The sequence below is a fragment of the Dialister sp. UBA1703 genome (genome assembly GCA_002320515.1).
Classification (GTDB): Bacteria; Bacillota; Negativicutes; order Veillonellales; family Dialisteraceae; genus Dialister.
Window position 1 is genome coordinate 6,660 of the sequence record DCJJ01000081.1, and the last position, 22,213, is coordinate 28,872.

Sequence of the window (22,213 nt, forward strand, 5' to 3'; positions counted from 1 at the left end):
AGTGATTGAATCAGCGCTTCCCTATTGCGGCAGGAAATTTCCCTGCTCCGGGTTTCAATAGAAATGAATACCTATGTCACCTATAATTGCCTGCCACCCCGCTGTATCGGAAGGCAGCCTGTCGTCATTTCAGGCAGGCCTTGAAAATCGCGGAGATGCGGAGCAATCGAAATAGCTGTGAAGAAGTGCTGATTATTTCTTCACGGCTATTTTTTATGGAAAAAAGGATTGATGAGTAAGACGGAAAAGGGGCTTGCTGCAGTCTATTTCTTCTGCCATTGATAAAGGAAACTCTGCCAAACGTCTAACATATAGGATTATGGCAATAGAACCGGCTGTTTTTGATATTTCACGGCGTAAAATAATAGTCTATAAACTATTGAATACGAGAATTATAGATAAAAACAGGAATAAACCTATTGATACATATTTATCTTAAATCTATAGACCTATATGTTCCATGAATTAATAGGTTAATCGATACTAATTTATAGTGGGCTATTGATTTTAGGAAATGCCCTTAGTACAATGTAACATATAACAAAAAGGAAGCCCCTGTTTATGATTGGAGGGCCTTCCGGAGGACAGCTTTCCGATTTCTACGGAAATCGATTTTAAAGGAGAGGATTGTATGAGACATATTCGTAAGGTCCTGGTTGCAAACAGAGGCGAAATCGCCATCCGCGTATTCCGTGCCTGCAGCGAACTGGGAATCCGTACTGTGGCCATTTATTCCAAGGAAGATATTCTGTCCCTGCATAGAAACCGGGCTGATGAAGCGTACCTGGTAGGGGAAGGGGACAAGCCTATTGATGCTTATCTGGACATTGAAGACATTATCCGTATCTGCAAGGAGCATGATGTGGATGCCATCCATCCGGGCTACGGCTTCCTAGCTGAAAATGCGAAGCTGGCAAAGCGCTGTGAAGAGGAAGGCATTATTTTCATCGGCCCCCGGGTGGAACATCTGATGATGTTCGGCGACAAGGTCAATTCCCGTATCCAGGCTGAAAAAGCGGATATCCCCATGATTCCCGGATCCAAAGGGGCGGTGAAGAGCTTTGAGGAAGTGAAGGAATTCGCTGAAAAGAACGGCTTCCCCATTATGATCAAAGCAGTGAACGGCGGCGGCGGCCGCGGCATCCGCAATGTGGACCGCATGGAGGATCTGGAAGAGGCTTATAACCGGGCTAAATCGGAAGCGAAGATGGCTTTCGGCGACGAGGATGTATATGTAGAGAAATGCATCATGAACCCGAAGCATATTGAAGTACAGATTATCGGCGATGAACAGGGCAATGTGGTTCATCTCTTCGAACGTGACTGCTCCATCCAGCGCCGCCACCAGAAGGTTATCGAAATGGCTCCTGCCTGGTCCCTGCCGGTGGAACTCCGCCAGAAGATCTGCAATGCGGCTGTAAAGCTCATGAAGCATGTACACTACCTCAATGCAGGCACCGTGGAATTCCTGGTAGACCAGGATGAAAAGCACTTCTATTTCATCGAAGTCAATCCCCGTGTACAGGTTGAACATACGGTAACGGAAATGATTACCGATGTGGATATCGTTAAGACCCAGATCCTCATTGCCGAAGGCTACTCCGTGGACAGCCCGGAAATCGCCATCGGACAGCAGAAGGATATCTGGTACAAAGGCGTGGCCATCCAGTGCCGCATTACCACCGAAGATCCGCAGAACAATTTCATGCCGGACACCGGCAAAATCATTGCCTACCGTTCCGGCGGCGGCCCGGGTATCCGTCTGGATGCTGGCACCGCCTATGCAGGGGCAGTCATTACTCCTTACTATGACTCCCTGCTGGTTAAGGTGACGGCCCATGCCCTCCATCCGAAGGACACCATCCATAAAATGCTTCGCTGCCTGGATGAATTCCGCATTTCCGGCGTGAAGACCAATATTTACTTCCTGCAGAACATGCTCCGCACCCGGGATTTCCAGGAAGGCAAGTGCGATGTAAACTACATCGACCGCAACCCCTGGCTCCTGCAGGAACCGGATCTCATTTCCGACCGGGGCACCAAGCTTCTGTCCTACATCGGCGACATTACGGTGAACGGCTATGCCGGCGCCGGCCACAAGGAAAAGCCGGACTTTGCTCACCTTCCCGTTCTGGATGCGTCCAAGGAAGAGGCACCGAAGGGTACAAGGCAGCTCCTGGATGAACTGGGGCCGGATAAATTTGCCCAGTGGGTGCTTGACCGCAAGGAAGTCATGTTCATGGATACCACCTACCGTGATGCCCATCAGTCCCTGCTGGCTACCCGCGTAAGAACCCATGATATCATGAAGGCCATCCACTACACTGCTGTCCATGTGCCTGAGCTTTTCTCCTTTGAAAACTGGGGCGGCGCTACCTTCGATGTGGCATACCGTTTCCTGGATGAAAGCCCCTGGGACCGCCTGCGGCAGATGAGGAAGGCAGCGCCCAACATTCTCTTCCAGATGCTTACCCGCGGCGCCAATACCGTCGGCTATACCAACTATCCGGAAAACGTGGTTCGTCATTTCATCGACCAGGCTGCAGACAACGGCATTGACGTATTCAGAATCTTCGACTGCCTGAACCAGCTGAACCACATGACCGTATCCATTGATGAGGTACGGAAGAAGAACAAGATTGCCGAAGCCTGCTTCTGCTACACCGGCGATATTATGGATCCCAGGCGCCAGAAGTATTCCCTCAAGTACTACACCGACCTGGCCAAGGAAATGAAGAAGGCGGGAGCCAATATCATTGCCATTAAGGATATGGCAGGCCTTCTGAAACCGGAAGCAGCCTATGCCCTGATTTCCGCCCTGAAGGATGCAGTGGATCTTCCTATCCATCTCCACAGCCATGAAGGCGGCGGCTGCACCCTTTACTCCTATGCCAAGGCAGTGGATGCAGGGGTGGACATTCTGGATGTGGCTACCGGTGCCCTTTCCAACGGCACCAGCCAGCCTTCCATGACCGCCATGTACTATGCACTCCAGAACCATCCCCGCCAGCCGAAGCTGGACATCGATGCGCTGGAAACCATTGACCGCTACTGGCAGGGCGTTCGTCCCTACTATGCCGGCGTAGATTCCCGCATGGCCAGCCCGAACACCACCCTCTTCCAGCATGAAATGCCGGGAGGACAGTATTCCAACCTCCGCCAGCAGGCTACAGCCGTAGGCCTTGGCGAGCAGTGGCCGGAAGTATGCCGCATGTATGCCAAAGTAAATATGATGTTCGGCGATATTATCAAAGTGACCCCGTCCTCCAAGGTCGTAGGGGACATGACCCTCTTCATGGTGCAGAACCATCTCACCGAAGAAGATATTTACGAAAAAGGGGAAACCCTGGACTTCCCGCAGTCCGTGGTAGATTTCTTTGACGGCAAGCTGGGCATTCCCTACGGTGGTTTCCCGGAAAAGCTGCAGGAAATCATCCTTCGCGGACAGAAGCCCCATCTGGAAAGCCAGCCGGAGGATGTGGACTTTGAAAAGGTGAAGATGGAAATGAAGGAAAAACACATCCCCACCAGGGAAGAAGATGTGTCTTCCTACTGCATTTATCCGAAGGTATTCAGCGACTACATGGACCGCTACCACAAGTACGGCGACCTTTCCATCCTGGATACGCCTACCTATTTCTTCGGTATGAAGCCGGGCGAAGAAATCCGTGTGGACATCGATGAAGGCAAAATGCTTCTGGTGAAACTGGACAACATTACCAAACCTGACGGTGAAGGCAACAGGGAAATCCAGTTTGAGCTGAACGGCATGCCCCGTGAAATCAAGATCCATGACAAACATGTGGCTGAGACTGCAGTGACTGCCAGAAAGGCAGACAAGGATGTGGCAGGCGAAGTAGGGGCCACCCTGTCCGGTTCCGTGGTGAAGCTTCTGGTGGACAAGGGATCTTCCGTAAAGAAGGGGGATCCTGTCATCGTCACCGAAGCCATGAAGATGGAAACCACCATTACCGCTCCGGTGGACGGCATCGTTTCCGAAATCCACGTGAAGGCAGGACAGCGCATCGAATCGGGCGACCTGCTCATGGTGATTGAATAATCGATTTCATCAGTAAAAGCCCTGGCTCATGGAGTACAGGGCTTTTCTCTTTATGGCTATTGAAATACCGGCGCCGCATAGCACAGGCTAAATGATGTACCATTTAATCATATATGGTCATCCGGGCTTGCCAGTCAAGTGGCGGCAGGGTATACTAAATAGAATACATGGGGAATAAACTGGGAGTATGGGAAGCAGAGGTTTTATCAGGTTTCAATTAGGAGTGGAATCTGGCGAGAATCAGCCTGTGCTTTCCGAATGGGAGTAAATGGGATTTTTATTTCATTGGAGGAGGAGTTTATTTTGTTTAAAACGATTAAGAGCATCCTCAGCAGGGTGTCCCTCATCAAGCAGATCGCCGTAGGTCTTGTGATTGGTATCTGCATTGCCGTATTTTTCCCGCCGGCCATTCCGGTGGTCAAGATTTTCGGTGACCTTTTCGTTAAAGCACTGAAGGGCGTAGCACCGATTCTGGTATTCTTCCTGGTCATGAATGCCATGGCCCAGAGGAAGGAAGGCTCCAGTGGCAGCATGAAGCCTATTATTGAACTGTATGTGATTGGTACGTTCCTGGCTTCCCTGGTGGGCGTAGCCATGTCTTTCCTGTTTCCTACGTTCCTGTCTCTCCAGGTGGCACCGGATACGAAACTGGCACCGCCAAGCGGCATTGTGCAGGTTCTCCACAACCTGATCTTAAGCATCGTAGATAACCCGGTAGCAGCCCTGATGAACGCCAATTACATCGGTATCCTGGGCTGGGCTATTATCCTGGGCATTGCACTGAAAACCTGCGCCGGTGATACCACCAAGGCATGCCTCAATGATATTGCCGCCGGTATTACCAAGGTAGTCACCTGGGTCATCCATTTCGCACCTCTTGGCATTATGGGTCTGGTAGCTGATTCCGTAGGCACCGCAGGTCTGGGTGCCCTCCTGGGCTATGTACAGCTCCTGGGCGTCCTCATCGGATCCTACTTCCTGGTAGCTCTGGTGATGAATCCCCTTATCGTATTTGCCAAAGTACGCAAGAACCCCTATCCCCTGGTATGGACCACCATCCGTGAAAGCGGCGTATATGCCTTCTTCACCAGAAGCTCCGCTGCCAATATCCCGGTGAACCTGTCCCTCTGCAAGAGACTGGGACTGAATCCGGATACCTTCACCATTTCCATTCCTCTGGGCGCTACCATCAACATGGCCGGCGCATCCATTACCATTTCCGTGCTGGCTCTGGCTGCAGCCCATACCCTGGGCATCCAGGTAGATATGGCCACCGCCCTTCTGCTCTGCATCGTTTCCACCGTTGGTGCCTGCGGCGCATCCGGCGTAGCCGGCGGTTCCCTGCTCCTCATTCCGGTAGCCTGCGCATCCTTCGGTATCGGCAATGATATTTCCATGCAGGTGGTAGGCGTAGGCTTCATTATCTCCGTACTGGAAGATGCCTGCGAAACCGCTCTGAACAGCTCCAGCGACGTCCTCTTCACCGCTACTGCAGAATTTGCAGAACGGAGAAGAAATGGCACCCTGAAATCCGAAGACATGGTTCCGAAGGACGAACATTAATCAATAAAAATCCGTGAAGAAATGACTGCATTTCTTCACGGATTTTTTATTTCCTATTGGAGTGACGAAGCGGCAGGCGGCAGTGAGCCACCCTTCCCGCCGACAGGTATTTTTTAGTGAACTAGTGGGCTAGTGAGCTAGTGGGCTGGTTGGAGTCAATATCTACCTCCCAATGTCTCCCCTTTTTAGAACCCTCTGAACCCTCTGAATCCTTTGAATCCTTTGAATCCCGTGCCATCCTGTGGCTCAAGAAGAATCAATCCGCAGCCGGCGGAGGAGCAGTGCTCCCTGCCTTATGATTTCTCTTCCTTGCTATTCCTGGCCGGATGTCATAAAATAGACAGGATTCTATATTTCCTTCTGCCCTTTCCTTTTTATTTTTTTTACCTCCCATAGTGCGCGGTTTCTCCAGAAATGATAAAATAAAAAGAGTTGACGCAGGAGGTTTTTATGGAAACAATCGGTCTCTTGGCAGGTATCGGTACCCTTCCCGTGGAGTTTACGGAAGCGGTGAAGTCCCAGGGCTACCGGGTGGTATGTATTGCAGTCATTCCCGGCATTGATCCCCGGCTGAAGGATATGGCAGATGCCTATTATGAAATCAGCGCATTCAAGCTGAATAAAGTGATTAAGACCCTGACAGGCGAAGGGGTAAAGGAAGTCACCATGATCGGCAAGGTGACGAAGGAGTGGCTTTTCAAGAACCATCCCTTCCCGGACCTTCGGGCTATCAAGGTATTGAACCGTTTAAGAAAGACAGATTTCAAAGATGATACGGTGACTCTGGCCATTGTAGATGAGCTGGCGAAGGACGGTATTTCCGTGCTGGACCAGACGAAGTATCTGAAGCCCCTTATGCCGGGGCCCCAGGTATTTACCAGAAAGAAGCCTACAGAGGAGCAGATGGCGGACGTGGCCTTCGGTTTTAAGGCGGCCAAGGCCATCGGAGCCATGGATCTGGGGCAGACGGTGGTGGTGAAGAACCAGGCCGTTATGGCGGTGGAAGCCATCGAAGGTACGGATGCCTGCATCCGCCGGGGCGGAAGCCTTGCCCGAGGCGGCGCAGTGGTAGTGAAGACCGCAAAGCCGTCCCAGGACACCCGTTTCGATATGCCGGCAGTAGGACTTGAAACCCTGCATTCCATGGAGGAATCAGGATGCGCTGTGCTGGCTATTGAGGCATGGCATACCCTTTTTGCTGAAAAGGCGGCAGTGCTTCAGGAGGCGGACAGGAAGGGAATCGTCATTCTTGCGGTAGAACAGGATAAGATATGAAAATAATGATGTCTGCCGGGGAAGCATCCGGTGATATGCATGCAGCCGCTGTGGCGGCGGAACTGAAAAGAATCATGCCGGATGCGGACCTGTTCGGCATGGGCGGCGCGGATATGAGAAAAAGCGGCGTCCGTATTATATATGATATAGAAAATCTGGGCATCATCGGCGTGGTGGAAGTGATCAGGCATATTCCCCTTTTCTTTCGCCTCCGTTCCATGCTGAAGGAAGCCATGATCAAAGAAAAGCCTGATGTGCTGGTATGCGTAGATTATCCGGGTTTCAACATGAAGCTGGCCCATGTGGCAAAGGAGCTGGGCATTCCGGTGATTTACTACATTGCCCCCACCATCTGGGCCTGGAACAAGGGCAGGGCGAAGAACATCGTGCGGGATGTGGAGCAGGTGGCGTCCATATTTCCCTTTGAAGCAGAGGCTTACCGGAAGGCCGGTGCCCGTGTCACCTTTGTGGGCCATCCCCTGGCGGATACGGTGAAGCCTTCCATGTCCTTTGAGGAAGCCATGGCCTATTTCCATGGAAATCCCGATAAAAAAAGGGTACTTCTCATGCCGGGAAGCCGGAAGAACGAGGTGGCAGGGCTGCTTCCTGTCATGATACAGGCAGCGGAAAAACTGGCGGAAAAGGAAGAGTGCCAGTTTTTCATTCCCCGGGCATCCACCATTTCAAAAGAAATGCTTTTGTCCATCATCGGGAAGACTTCCCTTTCCATCGAAATCACCGAAGGCCATCAGTATGACCTCATGCAGATCTGCACGGCCTGCGTGGCTTCTTCCGGTACGGCCACCCTGGAAACGGCACTTATGGAGCTTCCTACGGTGCTTGTTTACAAGCTGGCTCCCTTCACCTGGTTTCTGGCCAATCTCCTGGTGCATGTGAAGTATGCCGGTCTTCCCAACCTGCTTCTTGGCAGGGAAGTGACGCCGGAGCTGCTGCAGGACCGGGCCCGGGCGGAAAATATCGTATCCATCCTGCTCCCCTGGCTGCAGGATGAAAAGGCAAGACAGAAAAATATAGAAGAAATACGGGAAGTGCGGAAGGCACTTGGTTCCGGCGGAGCTGTCCATCGGGTGGCTGAGCTGATTATAAAGACTGCAGGAGCGGTTCATGGCAAATAAACGAAGCAAATTAAACAGTTATAAAAGGCTTCTCACATTTCTGAAGCCCTATATCAAACTGCTGATTATTTCCATCATCTGTATGGTGGCGGTATCGGCGTCCAATCTGTATGTTCCCTGGATTATCAAGGATGTGATCGATAAGGTACTGGAAGATAAGGATCTCACCATGCTTTATCTCATCATCCTGTCCATTATTGTGGTGTTCTTTATCCGCGGTTCCACCACCTTTGCCCACCGTTACCTCATGGGGTACATCGGCCAGTCGGTTATCCGGGATCTCCGTGACCGGCTCTATGAGCATCTGCAGAAGCTCCCCATTGCTTACTTCGACAAAAGGCGCACCGGGGAAATCATGAGTAATCTTACCAACGATATCGGCGCTCTGCAGACGGCCATGACCACCGATTTCATCATGCTGGTACAGGAAGGGGCCATTTTCATCGGTTCCTTTGCCGCCATGATTTATCTCCAGTGGAAGCTCACCATCCTCTGCCTCATCATTGTGCCCCTGGTTTCCGTAACCATTAAATTTTTCGGCAGGAAGCTCCATTCATCCGGAAGAAATGTGCAGGAAAGGCTGGCAGACGTGACAGCTATGCTGCAGGAAACCATTTCCGGCGTCCGTATCATCCGCAGCTTCAACCGCTGCGATTATGAAACCACCCGGTTTAAAAAGGTGAACCAGAATAATTTCAAGGCTACTGTGAAGTCCATCCGCCAGCAGAGCCAGCTCACGCCGGTGGTGGAATTTCTGGCGGCCCTGGCCATTACGGTCATTATCTGGTATGGTGGTGTGTCCGTCATCGACGGCATTATGACCGCCGGCGAACTTATCGCCTTCCTGATTTATGCCATCAATCTGGCAAACCCCATCAAGCGTATTGCCGACAGCTACGGCAATATCCAGAAGTCCCTGGCAGCGGCGGACCGGGTCTTTGCCATCCTTGACGAGAAGGAAGAGGACCAGAACCATGAGGACGAAGAGCCTCTGGTGGTGAAGGAAGGTTTGGTGGAAGCCAAGCACGTGCAGTTTGCCTATGAAGAGGGCCATCCGGTGCTGACGGATCTCAATTTCAGGGCCAATCCCGGTGAAACCATTGCCATCGTAGGCCCTTCCGGCGCAGGAAAGTCCACCATTGCCAACCTGCTTCCCCGGTTTTATGAAATCACCGGCGGTAAAATCGACATCGACGGCATGGATATCCGCAGGGCGGATCTGGGTTCCCTTCGGGACCAGATCGGTCTGGTGCCCCAGGATACCCTTCTCTTTAATACATCCATTAAGGACAATGTACTCTACGGGCGGCTGGATGCAACGGACGAAGAAGTCTGGGCGGCTATCCGTTCTGCCAATGCAGAGAAGTTCATCAAAGAACTGCCAGACGGCATTGATACCCGGGTAGGGGACCGGGGGCTTATCCTTTCCGGCGGCCAGCGCCAGCGCATCGCCATTGCCCGGGCCATCCTGAAGAACCCGAAGATCCTGATTCTTGACGAGGCTACCTCCGCTTTGGATACGGAAAGCGAAAAGGTGGTGCAGGATGCACTGGATAAGCTCATGGTAGGCCGTACGTCCTTCGTCATTGCCCACCGTCTGTCCACCATTAAGAATGCAGACCAGATTCTTGTATTAAACGACGGCGTCATTGCGGAACGGGGCACCCATGATGAACTCATGGCCAAAGGCGGCCTCTACTATGATCTCTACACCATGAGCGCCAAAGTGACAGAAGCTGAAGATGCGGTGGAGGATGAGAAGAAGGAAGGGGAGTGAGCTGGTGGCTGGGGACTGGCCTTCAGACCCAATCTCAAATCTCAAATCTCTTTTCCCCCTGATTGTTCCGACAAAGGAGATATCCCATTGTATTGGTTTTATAATATCTGCCTGGTGGCTTACTGGATTCTCCAGATACCCCTTCTGATTTACCGGCTTGTTTTTGAAGAAGGCTTTTATGACAGGCTGAAGCAGAGTGCCGGCATTATGCCCACCCCTACGCTGCTGCAGATTGCAGACCACAATGCCATCTGGGTGCATGCCGCGTCTGTAGGGGAAGTGGTGGCAGCCAGCCCTATTGTGCGGGAATTAAAGAAGATGTATCCCGATGAAATGGTGGTGGTGTCCGTGGTTACCGCCACAGGCCACCGCATGGCCCAGCGCATCATCCCTGAAGCGGACGGTCACATTTTCTTCCCCTTCGACCTTCCTGTTATTACGGAGCGGATTGTGAACATTGTCAATCCCAAGGCCATTATCCTGATTGAGACGGAGCTGTGGCCCAATTTCCTCCGCCTGGCATGGAAGAAGGATATTCCGGTGATGATGATGAACGGAAGAATCAGCGGACGCTCCATGCGCCGCTATTCCCTCATCAAGCGGTTTACCACGAAAATGCTTTTCCAGATCCGCCGGTTCTGCATGCAGTCGAAAATCGACAGGGAACGGATTATTTCCATGGGCGCCCTGCCGGAAAGGGTGGCCATTACAGGAAACACGAAGTATGACCAGACCTATGCGGAAGTATCGGAGGAAGAAAGGCAGAAACTTCGGAAGGAATTCCGCTTTGAAGGAAAGGGCCCCATTATTGTGGCCGGTTCCACCCATGGGGGCGAAGAGGAAATCGTGGTGCGTACCTTTGGAAAGATTCTTGAAAAGTACCCCCATGCCCGGCTCCTTCTGGCAGTCCGCGAAATTACCAGAGCCGCTTCCGTGCGGTTCATGATCAAGCACCAGGGCTACACCGTGCTCCGCCGCTCCAAAATGGGAACAGAAGAGGATGACGGGAAGGGCGCCCAGATCGTCATTCTGGATACCATCGGCGAACTGGGACGTCTCTACAGCCTGGCGGATGTGGTTTTTGTGGGTGGCAGCTTTGTAAAAGTAGGGGGCCATAACATCCTGGAACCGGCAGCCCACGGGAAGCCGGTGCTTGTAGGTCCCTATATGTTCAATTTCCAGGAAATTTTCGAGCTCCTTTCCGAAAGAGGCGTATGCATTATGACGCCGGATGAGAAGTCCTTTGAGAAGACGCTACTGGAGCTTCTGGGAAATCCGGAAAAAATGAAGAAAATGGGAGAGGCGGCACTGGAAGTGGTTCATGAAAACCAGGGAGCCACGAGAAGAAATATTGAAGCCTTCGAAGATCTGGTGAAGGAATATGGTATCAAACTGAGGGAAAAGCATGAGTCTTGAAAATTACGTCACCGGCCTCATGAAGAATCCAGCCCCCTCCTTCGGGGACCGTCTGGTGCTCCATCTTCTGGAAAAGCTGGAAAAGGTATACCTTTCCCAGGTGGTGAAGAAGAGGGAAAAGGACAGGGCCCATGCGGCAGACTGCGGGATTCCCGTCATTTCCGTAGGCAATATTACCGCCGGCGGCACGGGAAAAACCCCCTGCATTATCGCCATGGCGGATATGCTGGAAAAAGACGGTTTTCATCCGGCCATTATCAGCCGGGGCTACCGGAGCGGCCTTGAAAAAGAGGGGGGCGTCGTTTCCGACGGAAAACGTATCCTTGTATCCCAGTCTATGGCAGGGGACGAGCCCTACATGATGGCCCTGAAGCTGCCAAAGGTACCGGTGCTGGTGGGGAGAGACCGCATTGCATCGGCCCGGCGGGCGAGAGAGATGGGAGCGGATATGCTCCTTATGGATGATGGTTTCCAGTACTGGAAATTAAAAAGGGACAGGGACATAGTGCTTCTGGACTGCACCAATCCCTTCGGCTATGGCCATGGCCTTCCCCGGGGCCTTCTCCGGGAGCCTTTGGACGCATTAAAGCGGGCCAGCCTTTTCATCCTGACGAAAAGCGACCAGGTATCGCCGGAAAAGGTGGAGGAAATCAAAGGACATCTGGCGCAGGAAGCGGACTCTGTCCCTGTGATTTCCGCCTGCCACCGCCCCTCAAAGGCGGTGCCCTTTGCCTGCTGGAAAGAAAGGGTCCATGAAGGAGATCTTTCCTCCATACAGGGAAAGCGGGCTTACCTGGTTTCAGGCATAGGAAATCCCAAAGCCTTTGCCGGAACTGCGAAAGAAGCGGGCTTCTTCCTCACCGGCGAAATGGCCTATGATGACCACCACCGCTATACGGAAGAGGATGTGCGGAATGTCCTGTCCGAAGCGGTGAAGTATGGTGCCGATATGATTGTAACAACAGAAAAGGACGCTGTAAAAATGATGAACCTTTTGGAAGTGGAAAGGGCAGTGGTTCCTTTTTATGTATTGGAAATCGAGATGGCCTTTTTGGAAGACCAGTCGCTCATTGAAAAGCAATGGGAGGATTTGAAATGAAAGTTGCATGCATTATTCCATCCCGGTATGCCTCTACCCGCCTTCCGGGGAAACCCCTCCGCATGATTGCAGGGGAAACGCTGGTACACCGGGTATATGAAAGGGCCCTTCTGGCCAAGGTACCGGATACGGTGATCGTGGCTACGGACCATGAAGATATTGAAAAAGAAGTAAAGAATTTCGGCGGGAAGGTGGTTATGACCTCTGCCAGTCATCCCACCGGCACGGACCGTCTGGCAGAAGTGGCGGAGAAATTCCCCCAGTATGACATTATCGTCAATGTACAGGGTGATGAGCCTTTGATTGATCCTGATGTCATTGACGATCTGGCCAGGGACCTCATGGACCATGAGGAGCTGGACATGGCCACCGTGGCTACCCCTCTTCGGAAAGAAGAATACGATGACCCATCGGCGGTGAAGGTAGTGGTAAACAGGAAAGGAGAAGCCCTTTATTTCTCCCGTTCCCTTATCCCCTATCCCCGTCATGATTTTGCAGAGCCTTCGCTGAAGCATGTAGGCATTTACGCCTACCGCCGCGATTTTCTTCTGGCCTATGCGAAAATGGACCAGACACCCCTGGAAAAGACGGAGTCCCTGGAACAGCTCCGGGCCCTGGAAATGGGATATAAAATCGGCGTCATTCCGGTAAAGACGGAAGATATAGGCATTGATACAGAAGCTGACTTGAAAAAAGCCAATGAGTATTTTGAAAGGAACCACTTATGAAAACAATCCATGTAGGAAACCTTACCCTGGATGGGGAAAAACTTTTCCTCATCGCCGGCCCCTGCGTTATTGAAGGATACGACCGAACCCTGATGATCGGACGGGAAATCAAGAAAATCTGCGACCGCCTTGGTGTGCAGTACATTTTCAAAGCGTCCTATGACAAAGCAAACCGTTCTTCCTACCATTCCTTCCGGGGACCGGGCCTTGAAAAAGGACTGGAAATCCTGGCGGACATCAAAAAAGAACTGCAGGTACCGGTGCTCTCCGATGTCCATGACGTTACCCAGCTGGCGCCGGCATCCAAAGTGCTGGATATGCTGCAGATTCCTGCCTTCCTCTGCCGGCAGACAGACCTTGTGTATGGCGCTGCCATGACAGGCAAGCCGGTGAACGTGAAGAAAGGCCAGTTCATGGCGCCGGAAGATATGAAGAATGTGATTGAGAAAATGGAAGAGGCCCATAACCCGAACCTGGCAGTGACGGAACGGGGCGTATCCTTCGGCTACCATAACCTGGTGGTGGATATGCGTTCCTTCCCCATTATGCGCCAGTTCGGCTACCCCGTCATTTTTGACGCCACCCACAGCGTACAGCTTCCCGGCGGCATGGGCAGCTCCACCGGCGGCCAGCGGGAATTCATCCCCTACCTGGCAAGGGCGGCAGCAGCTTCCGGCGTAGACGGCTTCTTCATGGAAGTCCACGACAATCCGCCGGAAGGACTCTCCGACTCTACCAATATGCTTTACCTCTCTTCCCTGGAAGACCTGCTGAAAGACCTCATCGCCATTAACCAGGTGGTGAAGAAGGATAAGGAAAAGGGACTGGGGAAATAGTGAGCTGGTGAGCTGGTGGGCTGGTGGGCTAGTGTGCTAGTGGGAAAGTGAGACAGTGGGATAGTATGGGCAGCTGTCTGCTTCCCTCGCCCAAAGGCCGTCAAACCTGAAAACCTTTCTCCTTTGACCTTTTTCTCAATAATATATTTCAAAGAAAAAGTATTGTATAATAGAAAGAATATGGAAGTCTATTTCCTTTGTATTGCAGCATGATGGAGGCAGTATGTCAGTCATTGAAACAGCTTCAAGAGTGCTCCGCGATGAAGCGGAGGCGGTGGTTTCCCTGGTGGATAAACTGGACGGCCAGTTTGAGCAGGCTGTTCATCTGATTGAAAACGCCAAAGGGCGGGTGGTGCTGACAGGTATGGGCAAGTCCGGCCACATTGCCCGCAAGGTGGCGGCTACCATGGCCAGCACCGGCACACCGGCTTTTTTCCTCCATCCGGCGGAAGGCATTCACGGAGATCTGGGCATGGTGACTGCCGATGATGTGGTGATTGCCTACTCCAACAGCGGTGAAACGGCGGAAGTGCTGAATATTCTTCCTTCCCTGAAACGTATCGGCGCCAAGCTGGTGGCAGTGGTGGGGAAGACCCATTCCACCCTTGCCAAGAATGCGGATGCTGTGCTGGATGCAGGTGTGGCAAAGGAAGCGGACAGCCTGGGACTGGCACCGACCAGTTCCACCACCGCCGCCCTGGCTCTGGGGGACGCACTGGCAGTATGCCTTATGGAAAGGCACCATTTCACCGCCGACAATTTTGCTATTTTCCATCCCGGCGGTTCCCTGGGCAAGAAGCTCCTTCTCACCGTGGACATGGTGATGCACAAGGGAGAAGAGAATCCTCTCATTGTGGAAACCGCTTCCGTGAAGGACGCCCTCTTTGTGATGACCGACAAGGGCCTTGGCGCCGTGTCGGTGGTAGATGAAAAGGGACGGCTCAAAGGGCTCATGACCGACGGCGACGTGCGGCGGGGCCTGGAAAAGGGCGTAGATTTCCTGTCTCTTCCGGTGGATGCGGTGATGACAGTGAATCCCCATGTGATTCATAAGGAAAAACTGGCGGCAGAAGGGCTTCATATCATGGAAGAACACAGGCCCCATCCCATTACCGTCCTTCCTGTCATCGATGAAGAGGGCAGGGCCATCGGCATGATCCACATTACGGATCTCCTCAAACAGGGGGTTATGTAATGAAGAAGGCGGAGAACATCAAACTTCTGGCCTTCGATGTGGACGGCACCCTTACCAGCGGCGTGCTGGTTATGGGAGAGGCGGGGGAGGCCTCCAAGCTCTTCCACGCCAGGGACGGCCTGGCCCTTGCCCTGGCCCACCGCATGGGCTATAAAACCGCCTTCATTACAGGCAGGAAAAGTCCGATTGTGGAAAACAGGGGACGGGAACTGTCTGTGGACTTCATCCTTATGGGCATTTCCGATAAGGTAAGCGCCATGGAAAAGCTCCTTCAAGAGGAAGGCCTTTCCTGGGAAGAAGCGGCCTACATGGGAGATGACCTGAACGACCTGCCCCTTCTGGAAAAGGTGGGCCTTGCCGCTTCTCCCAGAGACGGGGTGAAGGAAGTGAGAGAGTGCGCTGATTTCATTTCCCGTTTTGAAGGCGGCCGGGGTGCGGCCAGAGAACTGATAGAAAAGGTAATGAAATCCCAGCACCTCTGGAAAGAAGCGGTGGATTCCTACCGGGACGGCAGCCATAGGGTGCAGCAGTAGGAGGATTTCATTTTGTATACGATTTTGTTTTCCGGAAAGAAGTGAAGCCATGTTATTCAATGTACGTTACGGGATATTGAAGGGAATCAGCAGCCTTCTCTGCTCCATGTCCTATGATCATATCCTGGCCATCGGGCGCTTTCTGGGCCCCTGCATTATGAACCGCATAGCAAAACAGAAGAAACGGGGAATCCGGCAGATTATGATCGGACTTGGCGTTTCCCGTCCGGAAGCGGAAAGACTTTTGCAGAAGGTCTATGAAAATATAGGCATGTCTGCCATGGAAATGATGTACATGCCCCGCCTGTGCCGGGAGAAGGATCACATTGACGATTATGTGAAAATCGACCATCCGGAAAACCTGGAAGCTGCCTATGCAGAGGGCAGAGGTATCGTAGGCCTTACAGCCCACATGGGAAACTGGGAATGGCTGGGCGCCGGCCTTGCCCTTCACGGTTATGATACATCGGCCATCGGAAAGAAACAGTCCGATGATGCCCTCATGAAAATGATCAACAGCTACCGTGCCATGGCAGGGCAGCATATCTACCTCACCGGTACCGGCGGCTATGAAATGATTGCAGCCGCCCGTTCCATGAAGAAAAACCACATCCTGGGCTTCCTTTCCGATAAGGATGGAAACAAGGTAGGGGTGCCGGTACTCTTTATGAACCGCGTCTTTTCCTTTCCCCAGGGGCCGGCGGTGTTTGCAAAGAAATTCAAAGCGCCTGTTGTCCCCATTTTCATCGTAAGAAATGAAGGGGGAAGGGGCCACACCATCTGCGTGGGGAAACATTTCTATTATGAAAATACGGGAGATAAGGACAGGGATCTTCTCAAAAATTCCCAGAAAATGGCATCCATTATGGAAGATTTCATCAAAGAACATCCTTCCGACTGGCTCTGGTTCCAGCACCTGTTCTGGACCCGCCCCGGCAAGATCCGGATGTATAATGAACTCAGCCCGGAAGAAAAGGAAAAGTTTGCGGCAGGTATGGACGAAGAGTGGAATGAAACCAAAGGAGGAAAGGAATGAAAAAGAACCGGAATCTGATTTTAATTGCGGTGCTGGTTCTCCTGATTGCAGGAGGCATCTATTTCCTCTTTAAGGATGATAATAAAGGCATGCATGCCGCATCATCACAGGGCCCTTCCATCGAGTTCCACAATTCGGACATGAAGGAAACCAAGGACGGCAAACTGGTATGGCGCTTCAAAGCCGGCCATGTGACGGTGAGCAGGGACCAGAACCATGTAACCATGGAAAATGTGGAAGGTTACTTTGCCAAGGACGGCGATGAGCTCCATCTGAAGGCAGACCGGGGCAGGGTTGACCGCAGCACCAAAATTATTTATATTGAAGGCAATGTAGAAGGGTATGGCAAAGAGGGGGAAGAGCTCTATGCCGAAAACCTGACCTACGATGGCAATAAGGATATCCTTTCCACCGACAAGGCCTTTGTGGCCAAGAAGGATGGCAAGGTACTCACCGCCGACCGGTTCGAGGCGGACCGGGTGATTCAGAAGATTACGGCCAGAGGACATGCAAAACTGGCAGATGAGGAGGGGACAAAGTGAGATTCTTATATACTGCACTGGCGGCACTGGCTATTTCCGTAGGCGCTGCCGGAGGGGCCATGGCTGATGATATTACAGCCGACGTTTTGACCTATGATGGAAATACAAAAGTAGTGACTGCCAAGGGAGACGTGGTAATCCATGCCAACCAGGGTGCCACCATTACTGCATCCCAGGGGGAATACCACTTTGAAGACAGAAGCGCCTACCTGGAAGGCGGCGTCCACTATGTGAAAGAAGCCACCACCCTGGACGCGGCAAAAATGTACCTCTACCAGGACAAGACCGCCCGGGGCATAGGCAGCGTCAACTTCCATGACGGCGCGGAAAACCGCACCCTCAAGGGAGACGATGTCATGTACAATCCGGATACGGGATTTGGCAAAATCGAAGGGAATGGCTATCTGTCCTCCCCTGACGGCACCCTGGAAGCGCCCCACATTGAAGGCAATATGAAGCAGGTGAAAGTGGTAGCCACCGGCGGCGTCAACCTTTCCAGCAGCCTTCATAATGCCGTAGGCTACGGCGATGAGGCTGTCTATACAAGAACCGGCAGGGACGGCAGTGACGGGAAACTGGTACTTTCCGGCAATGCCTGGGTCAATCAGAACGGCAATTCCTTTACCGGGCCGGAACTGGTGCTTAGGGACGCTGACAAAGTGGTGGAAACCACAGGCAGAAGCACCATTGTGATTACAAATACAGGAAGCACGGCAGACACATCGGATAAAGGGAGCTCTTCTTCCGATAATGGAAGCGTTCCCCAGGGACCGGTAACCGCTGCCACTCCTATTGCAGGACGGCCGGAGGAAGCCGGAGCACCACTGACAACGAAGGACAGCAAATGAAAATAGAAACACACAACCTTATCAAACGGTACGGAGAGCGTACCGTGGTGGACCATGTGAATGTGGAAGTGGAACAGGGCACCATCGTAGGCCTTCTGGGCCCCAACGGTGCAGGAAAGACCACCACCTTCTACATGATCGTAGGCATTATCCAGCCCGATGAAGGGGATGTTACCGTTGACGGCACCTCCCTGGTGGGCATGCCCATCTACAAACGGCACCAGTTCGGCATCGGATACCTGCCCCAGGAAGCCTCCGTATTCCGCAAAATGACCGTATGGGAAAACCTCATGTCCCTTCTGGAAACGAGAAAAGAGCTGACCCCCGAAGAGCGGACGGAAAAGGCGGAAGCCCTTCTGGAAGAATTCCATATCAGCCATGTGAAGGATACCCAGGGCAATGCCCTCTCCGGCGGCGAGCGCCGCCGCGTGGAAATCGCCCGGGCCCTCACCATGGATCCTGCCTTCATCCTCCTGGATGAACCCTTTGCAGGCGTTGACCCTCTGGCGGTGGAAGACATCCAGAGCGTGGTGATGCACCTTAAAACAAGGGGCATCGGCATCCTGATTACCGACCATAATGTGCGGGAAACCCTGCGTATTGTGGACAATGCCTACATCCTTTCCGAAGGAAAAATCCTTCTGAAAGGAAAGGCCCATGAAATTGCCGTCAATCCGGTGGCGAAGAAATTCTATCTGGGAGAAAATTTCAGCTTATGACAGATATAACCAATCAGGGGAGGAAATTCTGATGAGACTTTTGGACAAATACACATTAAAAGAATTTCTCGGCCCCTTCCTCTTCGGCGTGGCCGCATTTACCGCCATCTTTCTGGGGGCGGACACCCTTTTGAAAATTGCCAGCTACGTGACGAAATACGGAGCTTCTCCCGTTTCCGCCCTTAAAATCTTCATCCTGGCCCTGCCCCGCATCGTGGTATACACCTTCCCCATGGCAGTGCTCCTGGGGGCACTCATGTGCTTCTCCCGGCTTTCCGGCTCCAGCGAACTCATCGTCATGCGTTCCTCCGGACAGAGCTTCCTCCGCCTGGCGGCGCCGGTATTCATCCTTTCCCTCTTCATCAGCCTCTGCGCCGTGGCCTTCAACGAGTACGTGGTGCCCTGGACGAACCGGGAATACGAGTACGTGCTGAATACGGAAATCAAGAAGAACTTCAATCCCGGCGTTACGGACCATGTGGTGGTGCGGGACGTGCAGAACGGGAAAATCGTCCACCTTCTCTATGCCAGAAGGTATAACCCTTCCACCAAGGAACTGGAAAACATTACAGTCCAGGAATTCCAGAACGAAGAAGTAATCCGTGTGGAAAATGCCCCCAAAGCCATTTGGCAGAACGGCGTATGGGTCATGACCGACGGCATTATCTATGACCTCACCGGTGACGGTGTGGACCGCATGATGCACTTCGAGAGGCAGGACATCCCCTATGCCCAGTCGCCGGAAGATATTCCCAAGGAAAAGAAGAACTATGATGAAATGACCATCCGCGAACTGCTCCTTACCAAAAAGGCCTATGCAGCAGCCCATGCGGATACCACTCCCATCATGATGGAAGTGCATCGCCGCTTCTCCCTGCCCATGGCAAGCTTCGTCTTCGCCATCGTAGGCGCTCCCCTGGGTGTACAGAAGCAGAGATCCTCCTCCTCCATCGGATTCGGGCTGTCCGTGGTCATCATCTTTCTCTACTACGCCATTATGACCTTCCTGGAAGCCCTGGGAAAAGGCCACGTCATGCCTGCCACCCTGGCAGTATGGCTGCCGAACCTCATAGCCCTTGTCACAGGCTGCTGGCTCATCCATCGGGTAGATAAATAAAAGAAAGAGTCGCGGGAATCCCTGCGGCTCTTTTTGCATGGAAGAAAACTTCCCTGTCCGACATGGGAACACTGCGGGTCATCTCAATAGGAAACTTTATGCGAATAGTTTCCTGTCTGACATGGGAACACTGCAGGCCATCTCAGCAGGAAACTGTCCCATCCCGGTATTTCATAAACATGGAAAAGAAGGTATAATAGAATAGAATATTCTTAAGATTAAAAAGAAAGGAGGAATGTCATGTTTATAGGGGCTGCCATATTTCTTGTGCTGATCGTCATGGGCGGGGTCATTGCCTTTCTGGGGGACCGTATCGGCTCCAAGGTAGGCAAGAAGAGGATGACCCTCTTCGGACTGCGCCCTAAATATACATCGGTTATCGTGACCATTATTTCCGGCGTGCTTATTTCCTTCTCCACCGTTGCTGTCATGGCGGTGGTGAATGAAAATGTGCGGGTGGCTCTTTTCGGCCTGTCCAGGCTGCAGGCCCAGATGAATGACCTGAACCAGGAAATCAAAGTAAAGAACAGGGAACTGGAAAAGGGAAAGCGCCAGCTGGAAGCCAGAAATAAGGAATATGAAGATGTGACAAAGAAGTCGGAGGAAACATCAAGGGAGCTGGACCGGGTAGAAAGCCAGCGTGTCTACATGGAAAACGAGCTGGCTTCCGTGCAGGATGCCTACGATGAAGCCCAGGCAGGGGTGGAAAAGTCTGCCCGGGAAATCCAAAATCTGGAAAAGACAAAGGAAGAATTAAGCAGCAATATCAGTACCCTGAATGAAGAAAAAAAGACGCTCCTTGATAATATCTACGCCCTTCGGGAAGGACAGGTGGTGATGCAGGCAGGACAGATTCTTACCAGTGTCACCGTGGACGAGAATATGACCAGGGAACAGACGGTACAGATGCTGGAAAGCGTGCTGAAGGATATTAATCATATGCTGAAGCAGCAGATGAATATTACCGATGAAAGCGTAAACCTTGTCCGCATCAGCCAGACTGATTTCGACAATGCGGTGCAGGAAATCGCCGGCGCTAAAAACAAGAAGCTGGTACGCATTGTGGCAGCCCAGAACCTCATCCGCGGCGAAAGGCTGATTGTTGATTTCGACATTCATGACAACCTCCTTGTATTCAGCAAAGGGGAAGTGGTATACCGGGGCAGTCTGGATGCCTATAAGGATATCCGGAATTACGAGCTCCAGGTACTTCGTTTCCTGAAAGACCTGAACCACTATGCCCAGTCCAAGGGGGTACTGCCGGATCCCATTACCGGCAACGTAGGCGTACTGGAAGGGCAGGAACTGATGGATGTGATCCAGAAAGTCAAAGATTACGGCGGCCAGTGCACCCTTACTGTTACAGCCAAACGGGATATTTATTCCCAGGGGCCGCTTCTCATTGATGTGCGGGTGGAAAGGAAAGGAGACAATCCATGATACTGGCCGTCGATCCGGGAAAGGATAAAACGGGCTGCGCCGTGGTGGAAGAAGACGGAAGCCTTGTGGTGAAGAAGGTAGTTCCCACTGTTTCCTATGAAAAGGAAATAGGCCTCCTCCTCTCCCGCTTCCCGGTGCGGGCCTTCATCATGGGTAACGGCACCCGCCATCAGGAAATGAAAGACCGCAGCGAAAAACTGCTGAAAGCCATGGAAAGAGAGATTCCGGTGATTCTGGTGGATGAAAAATATACCACGGAAATGGGAGAGGCCTGGTACTGGAAGGATCATCCAGCCAGAGGCCTTGCCCGCCTCATCCCCAGAGGTATGCGTACCGTCCCCGTGCCGGTGGATGACTACGTAGCCTGGATCATAGGAAATATCTACCTGGGACACGTGAAGGCAGAGGACGTGGGGCACAGGAAGGTGTAGATGCTGTGGGGCAATGCAAATTATATCGGCATGACACATTTGCAAATCACCTCAGTAGGAAACTTTATGCGAATAGTTTCTTGTCCGACATGGGAACACTGCGGGTCATCTCAGTAGGAAACCTTTCGCGAATAGTTTCCTGTCCGACATGGGAACACAGTGTGTCATCTCAGTAGGAAACTTTTCGCAAATAGTTTCCCGTCCGGCATGACACATTTGCAAATCATCACAGCAGGAAACCCTTCGCAAACAGTTTCCTGTCCGACATGATAACAACGTGGGTCAGCTCAATAGGAAACTAGTTCACCAGCTCACTAGGGAAGCGCTGATTAAANNGGTGCCGTAAGGCACCAAAGGGGGTGCCGCATTTTCCTCGCGCCAAAAGCGCGGTTGGCTTGTTTTCCCTTCGCTCGCCAGATCGGTTGTAAAGGTTTTCCCAGCTCACTAGCCCACCAGCTCACT

General features: G+C 52.3%; 18 protein-coding genes. All 18 read left to right on the plus strand.

Annotation, left to right across the window (positions count from 1 at the left end; all coding sequences use genetic code 11):
* Positions 1 to 631 precede the first annotated feature (631 nt).
* The 18 genes from B2Y11_RS03760 (at position 632) to B2Y11_RS03845 (ending at position 21,751) form a co-directional block, all read left to right on the plus strand.
* Complete coding sequence (locus B2Y11_RS03760; protein ID WP_291056387.1) at positions 632 to 4,060, plus strand: pyruvate carboxylase; 3,429 nt, start codon at positions 632 to 634, stop codon at positions 4,058 to 4,060.
* A gap of 303 nt (positions 4,061 to 4,363) precedes the next feature.
* Positions 4,364 to 5,623, plus strand: a complete 1,260-nt coding sequence (gene sstT / locus B2Y11_RS03765) for a serine/threonine transporter SstT (protein WP_291056389.1) — start codon at positions 4,364 to 4,366, stop codon at positions 5,621 to 5,623.
* A gap of 450 nt (positions 5,624 to 6,073) precedes the next feature.
* Positions 6,074 to 6,898, plus strand: a complete 825-nt coding sequence (locus tag B2Y11_RS03770; protein WP_291056392.1) for an LpxI family protein — start codon at positions 6,074 to 6,076, stop codon at positions 6,896 to 6,898.
* Complete coding sequence (lpxB, locus tag B2Y11_RS03775; protein WP_291056394.1) at positions 6,895 to 8,034, plus strand: lipid-A-disaccharide synthase; 1,140 nt, start codon at positions 6,895 to 6,897, stop codon at positions 8,032 to 8,034. Before B2Y11_RS03770 ends, lpxB begins: the two co-directional genes overlap by 4 nt.
* Positions 8,024 to 9,811 carry an ABC transporter ATP-binding protein gene (locus B2Y11_RS03780; protein ID WP_291056396.1) on the plus strand — a complete coding sequence of 596 codons (1,788 nt, stop codon included), beginning with the start codon at positions 8,024 to 8,026 and terminating at the stop codon, positions 9,809 to 9,811. Before lpxB ends, B2Y11_RS03780 begins: the two co-directional genes overlap by 11 nt.
* A gap of 87 nt (positions 9,812 to 9,898) precedes the next feature.
* Positions 9,899 to 11,227 (plus strand): 3-deoxy-D-manno-octulosonic acid transferase, encoded by a 1,329-nt coding sequence (locus tag B2Y11_RS03785; protein WP_291056397.1) that lies wholly within the window; start codon positions 9,899 to 9,901, stop codon positions 11,225 to 11,227.
* On the plus strand, positions 11,217 to 12,326 hold the full coding sequence (gene lpxK, locus B2Y11_RS03790) for a tetraacyldisaccharide 4'-kinase (protein WP_291056399.1): 1,110 nt from the start codon (positions 11,217 to 11,219) through the stop codon (positions 12,324 to 12,326). Before B2Y11_RS03785 ends, lpxK begins: the two co-directional genes overlap by 11 nt.
* Positions 12,323 to 13,054 (plus strand): 3-deoxy-manno-octulosonate cytidylyltransferase, encoded by a 732-nt coding sequence (kdsB, locus tag B2Y11_RS03795; RefSeq protein ID WP_291056401.1) that lies wholly within the window; start codon positions 12,323 to 12,325, stop codon positions 13,052 to 13,054. The genes lpxK and kdsB overlap by 4 nt, the downstream gene beginning before the upstream one ends.
* On the plus strand, positions 13,051 to 13,890 hold the full coding sequence (kdsA, locus tag B2Y11_RS03800) for a 3-deoxy-8-phosphooctulonate synthase (protein WP_291056404.1): 840 nt from the start codon (positions 13,051 to 13,053) through the stop codon (positions 13,888 to 13,890). Before kdsB ends, kdsA begins: the two co-directional genes overlap by 4 nt.
* A 223-nt stretch (positions 13,891 to 14,113) precedes the next feature.
* On the plus strand, positions 14,114 to 15,085 hold the full coding sequence (locus B2Y11_RS03805; protein WP_291056406.1) for a KpsF/GutQ family sugar-phosphate isomerase: 972 nt from the start codon (positions 14,114 to 14,116) through the stop codon (positions 15,083 to 15,085).
* On the plus strand, positions 15,085 to 15,618 hold the full coding sequence (locus tag B2Y11_RS03810) for a KdsC family phosphatase (RefSeq protein WP_291056408.1): 534 nt from the start codon (positions 15,085 to 15,087) through the stop codon (positions 15,616 to 15,618). The genes B2Y11_RS03805 and B2Y11_RS03810 overlap by 1 nt, the downstream gene beginning before the upstream one ends.
* Positions 15,619 to 15,667: 49 nt before the next feature.
* Positions 15,668 to 16,654: a lysophospholipid acyltransferase family protein gene (locus B2Y11_RS03815; protein WP_291056410.1), complete on the plus strand. Its 987-nt coding sequence runs from the start codon at positions 15,668 to 15,670 to the stop codon at positions 16,652 to 16,654.
* Complete coding sequence (gene lptC, locus B2Y11_RS03820; protein WP_291056413.1) at positions 16,651 to 17,196, plus strand: LPS export ABC transporter periplasmic protein LptC; 546 nt, start codon at positions 16,651 to 16,653, stop codon at positions 17,194 to 17,196. The genes B2Y11_RS03815 and lptC overlap by 4 nt, the downstream gene beginning before the upstream one ends.
* A complete protein-coding gene (locus B2Y11_RS03825) occupies positions 17,193 to 18,044 on the plus strand; it encodes an LptA/OstA family protein (protein ID WP_291056415.1) in 852 nt (283 codons plus the stop codon). The genes lptC and B2Y11_RS03825 overlap by 4 nt, the downstream gene beginning before the upstream one ends.
* Positions 18,041 to 18,763, plus strand: a complete 723-nt coding sequence (gene lptB, locus B2Y11_RS03830) for an LPS export ABC transporter ATP-binding protein (protein WP_291056417.1) — start codon at positions 18,041 to 18,043, stop codon at positions 18,761 to 18,763. Before B2Y11_RS03825 ends, lptB begins: the two co-directional genes overlap by 4 nt.
* Before the next feature lie 31 nt (positions 18,764 to 18,794).
* Entirely contained in the window at positions 18,795 to 19,880 is a 1,086-nt protein-coding gene (locus B2Y11_RS03835) for an LptF/LptG family permease (RefSeq protein WP_291056420.1), read from the plus strand.
* 240 nt (positions 19,881 to 20,120) lie between these two features.
* Positions 20,121 to 21,320 (plus strand): DUF3084 domain-containing protein, encoded by a 1,200-nt coding sequence (locus B2Y11_RS03840; RefSeq protein ID WP_291056423.1) that lies wholly within the window; start codon positions 20,121 to 20,123, stop codon positions 21,318 to 21,320.
* On the plus strand, positions 21,317 to 21,751 hold the full coding sequence (locus tag B2Y11_RS03845) for a ribonuclease H (RefSeq protein WP_291056425.1): 435 nt from the start codon (positions 21,317 to 21,319) through the stop codon (positions 21,749 to 21,751). Before B2Y11_RS03840 ends, B2Y11_RS03845 begins: the two co-directional genes overlap by 4 nt.
* Positions 21,752 to 22,213: the final 462 nt, after the last annotated feature.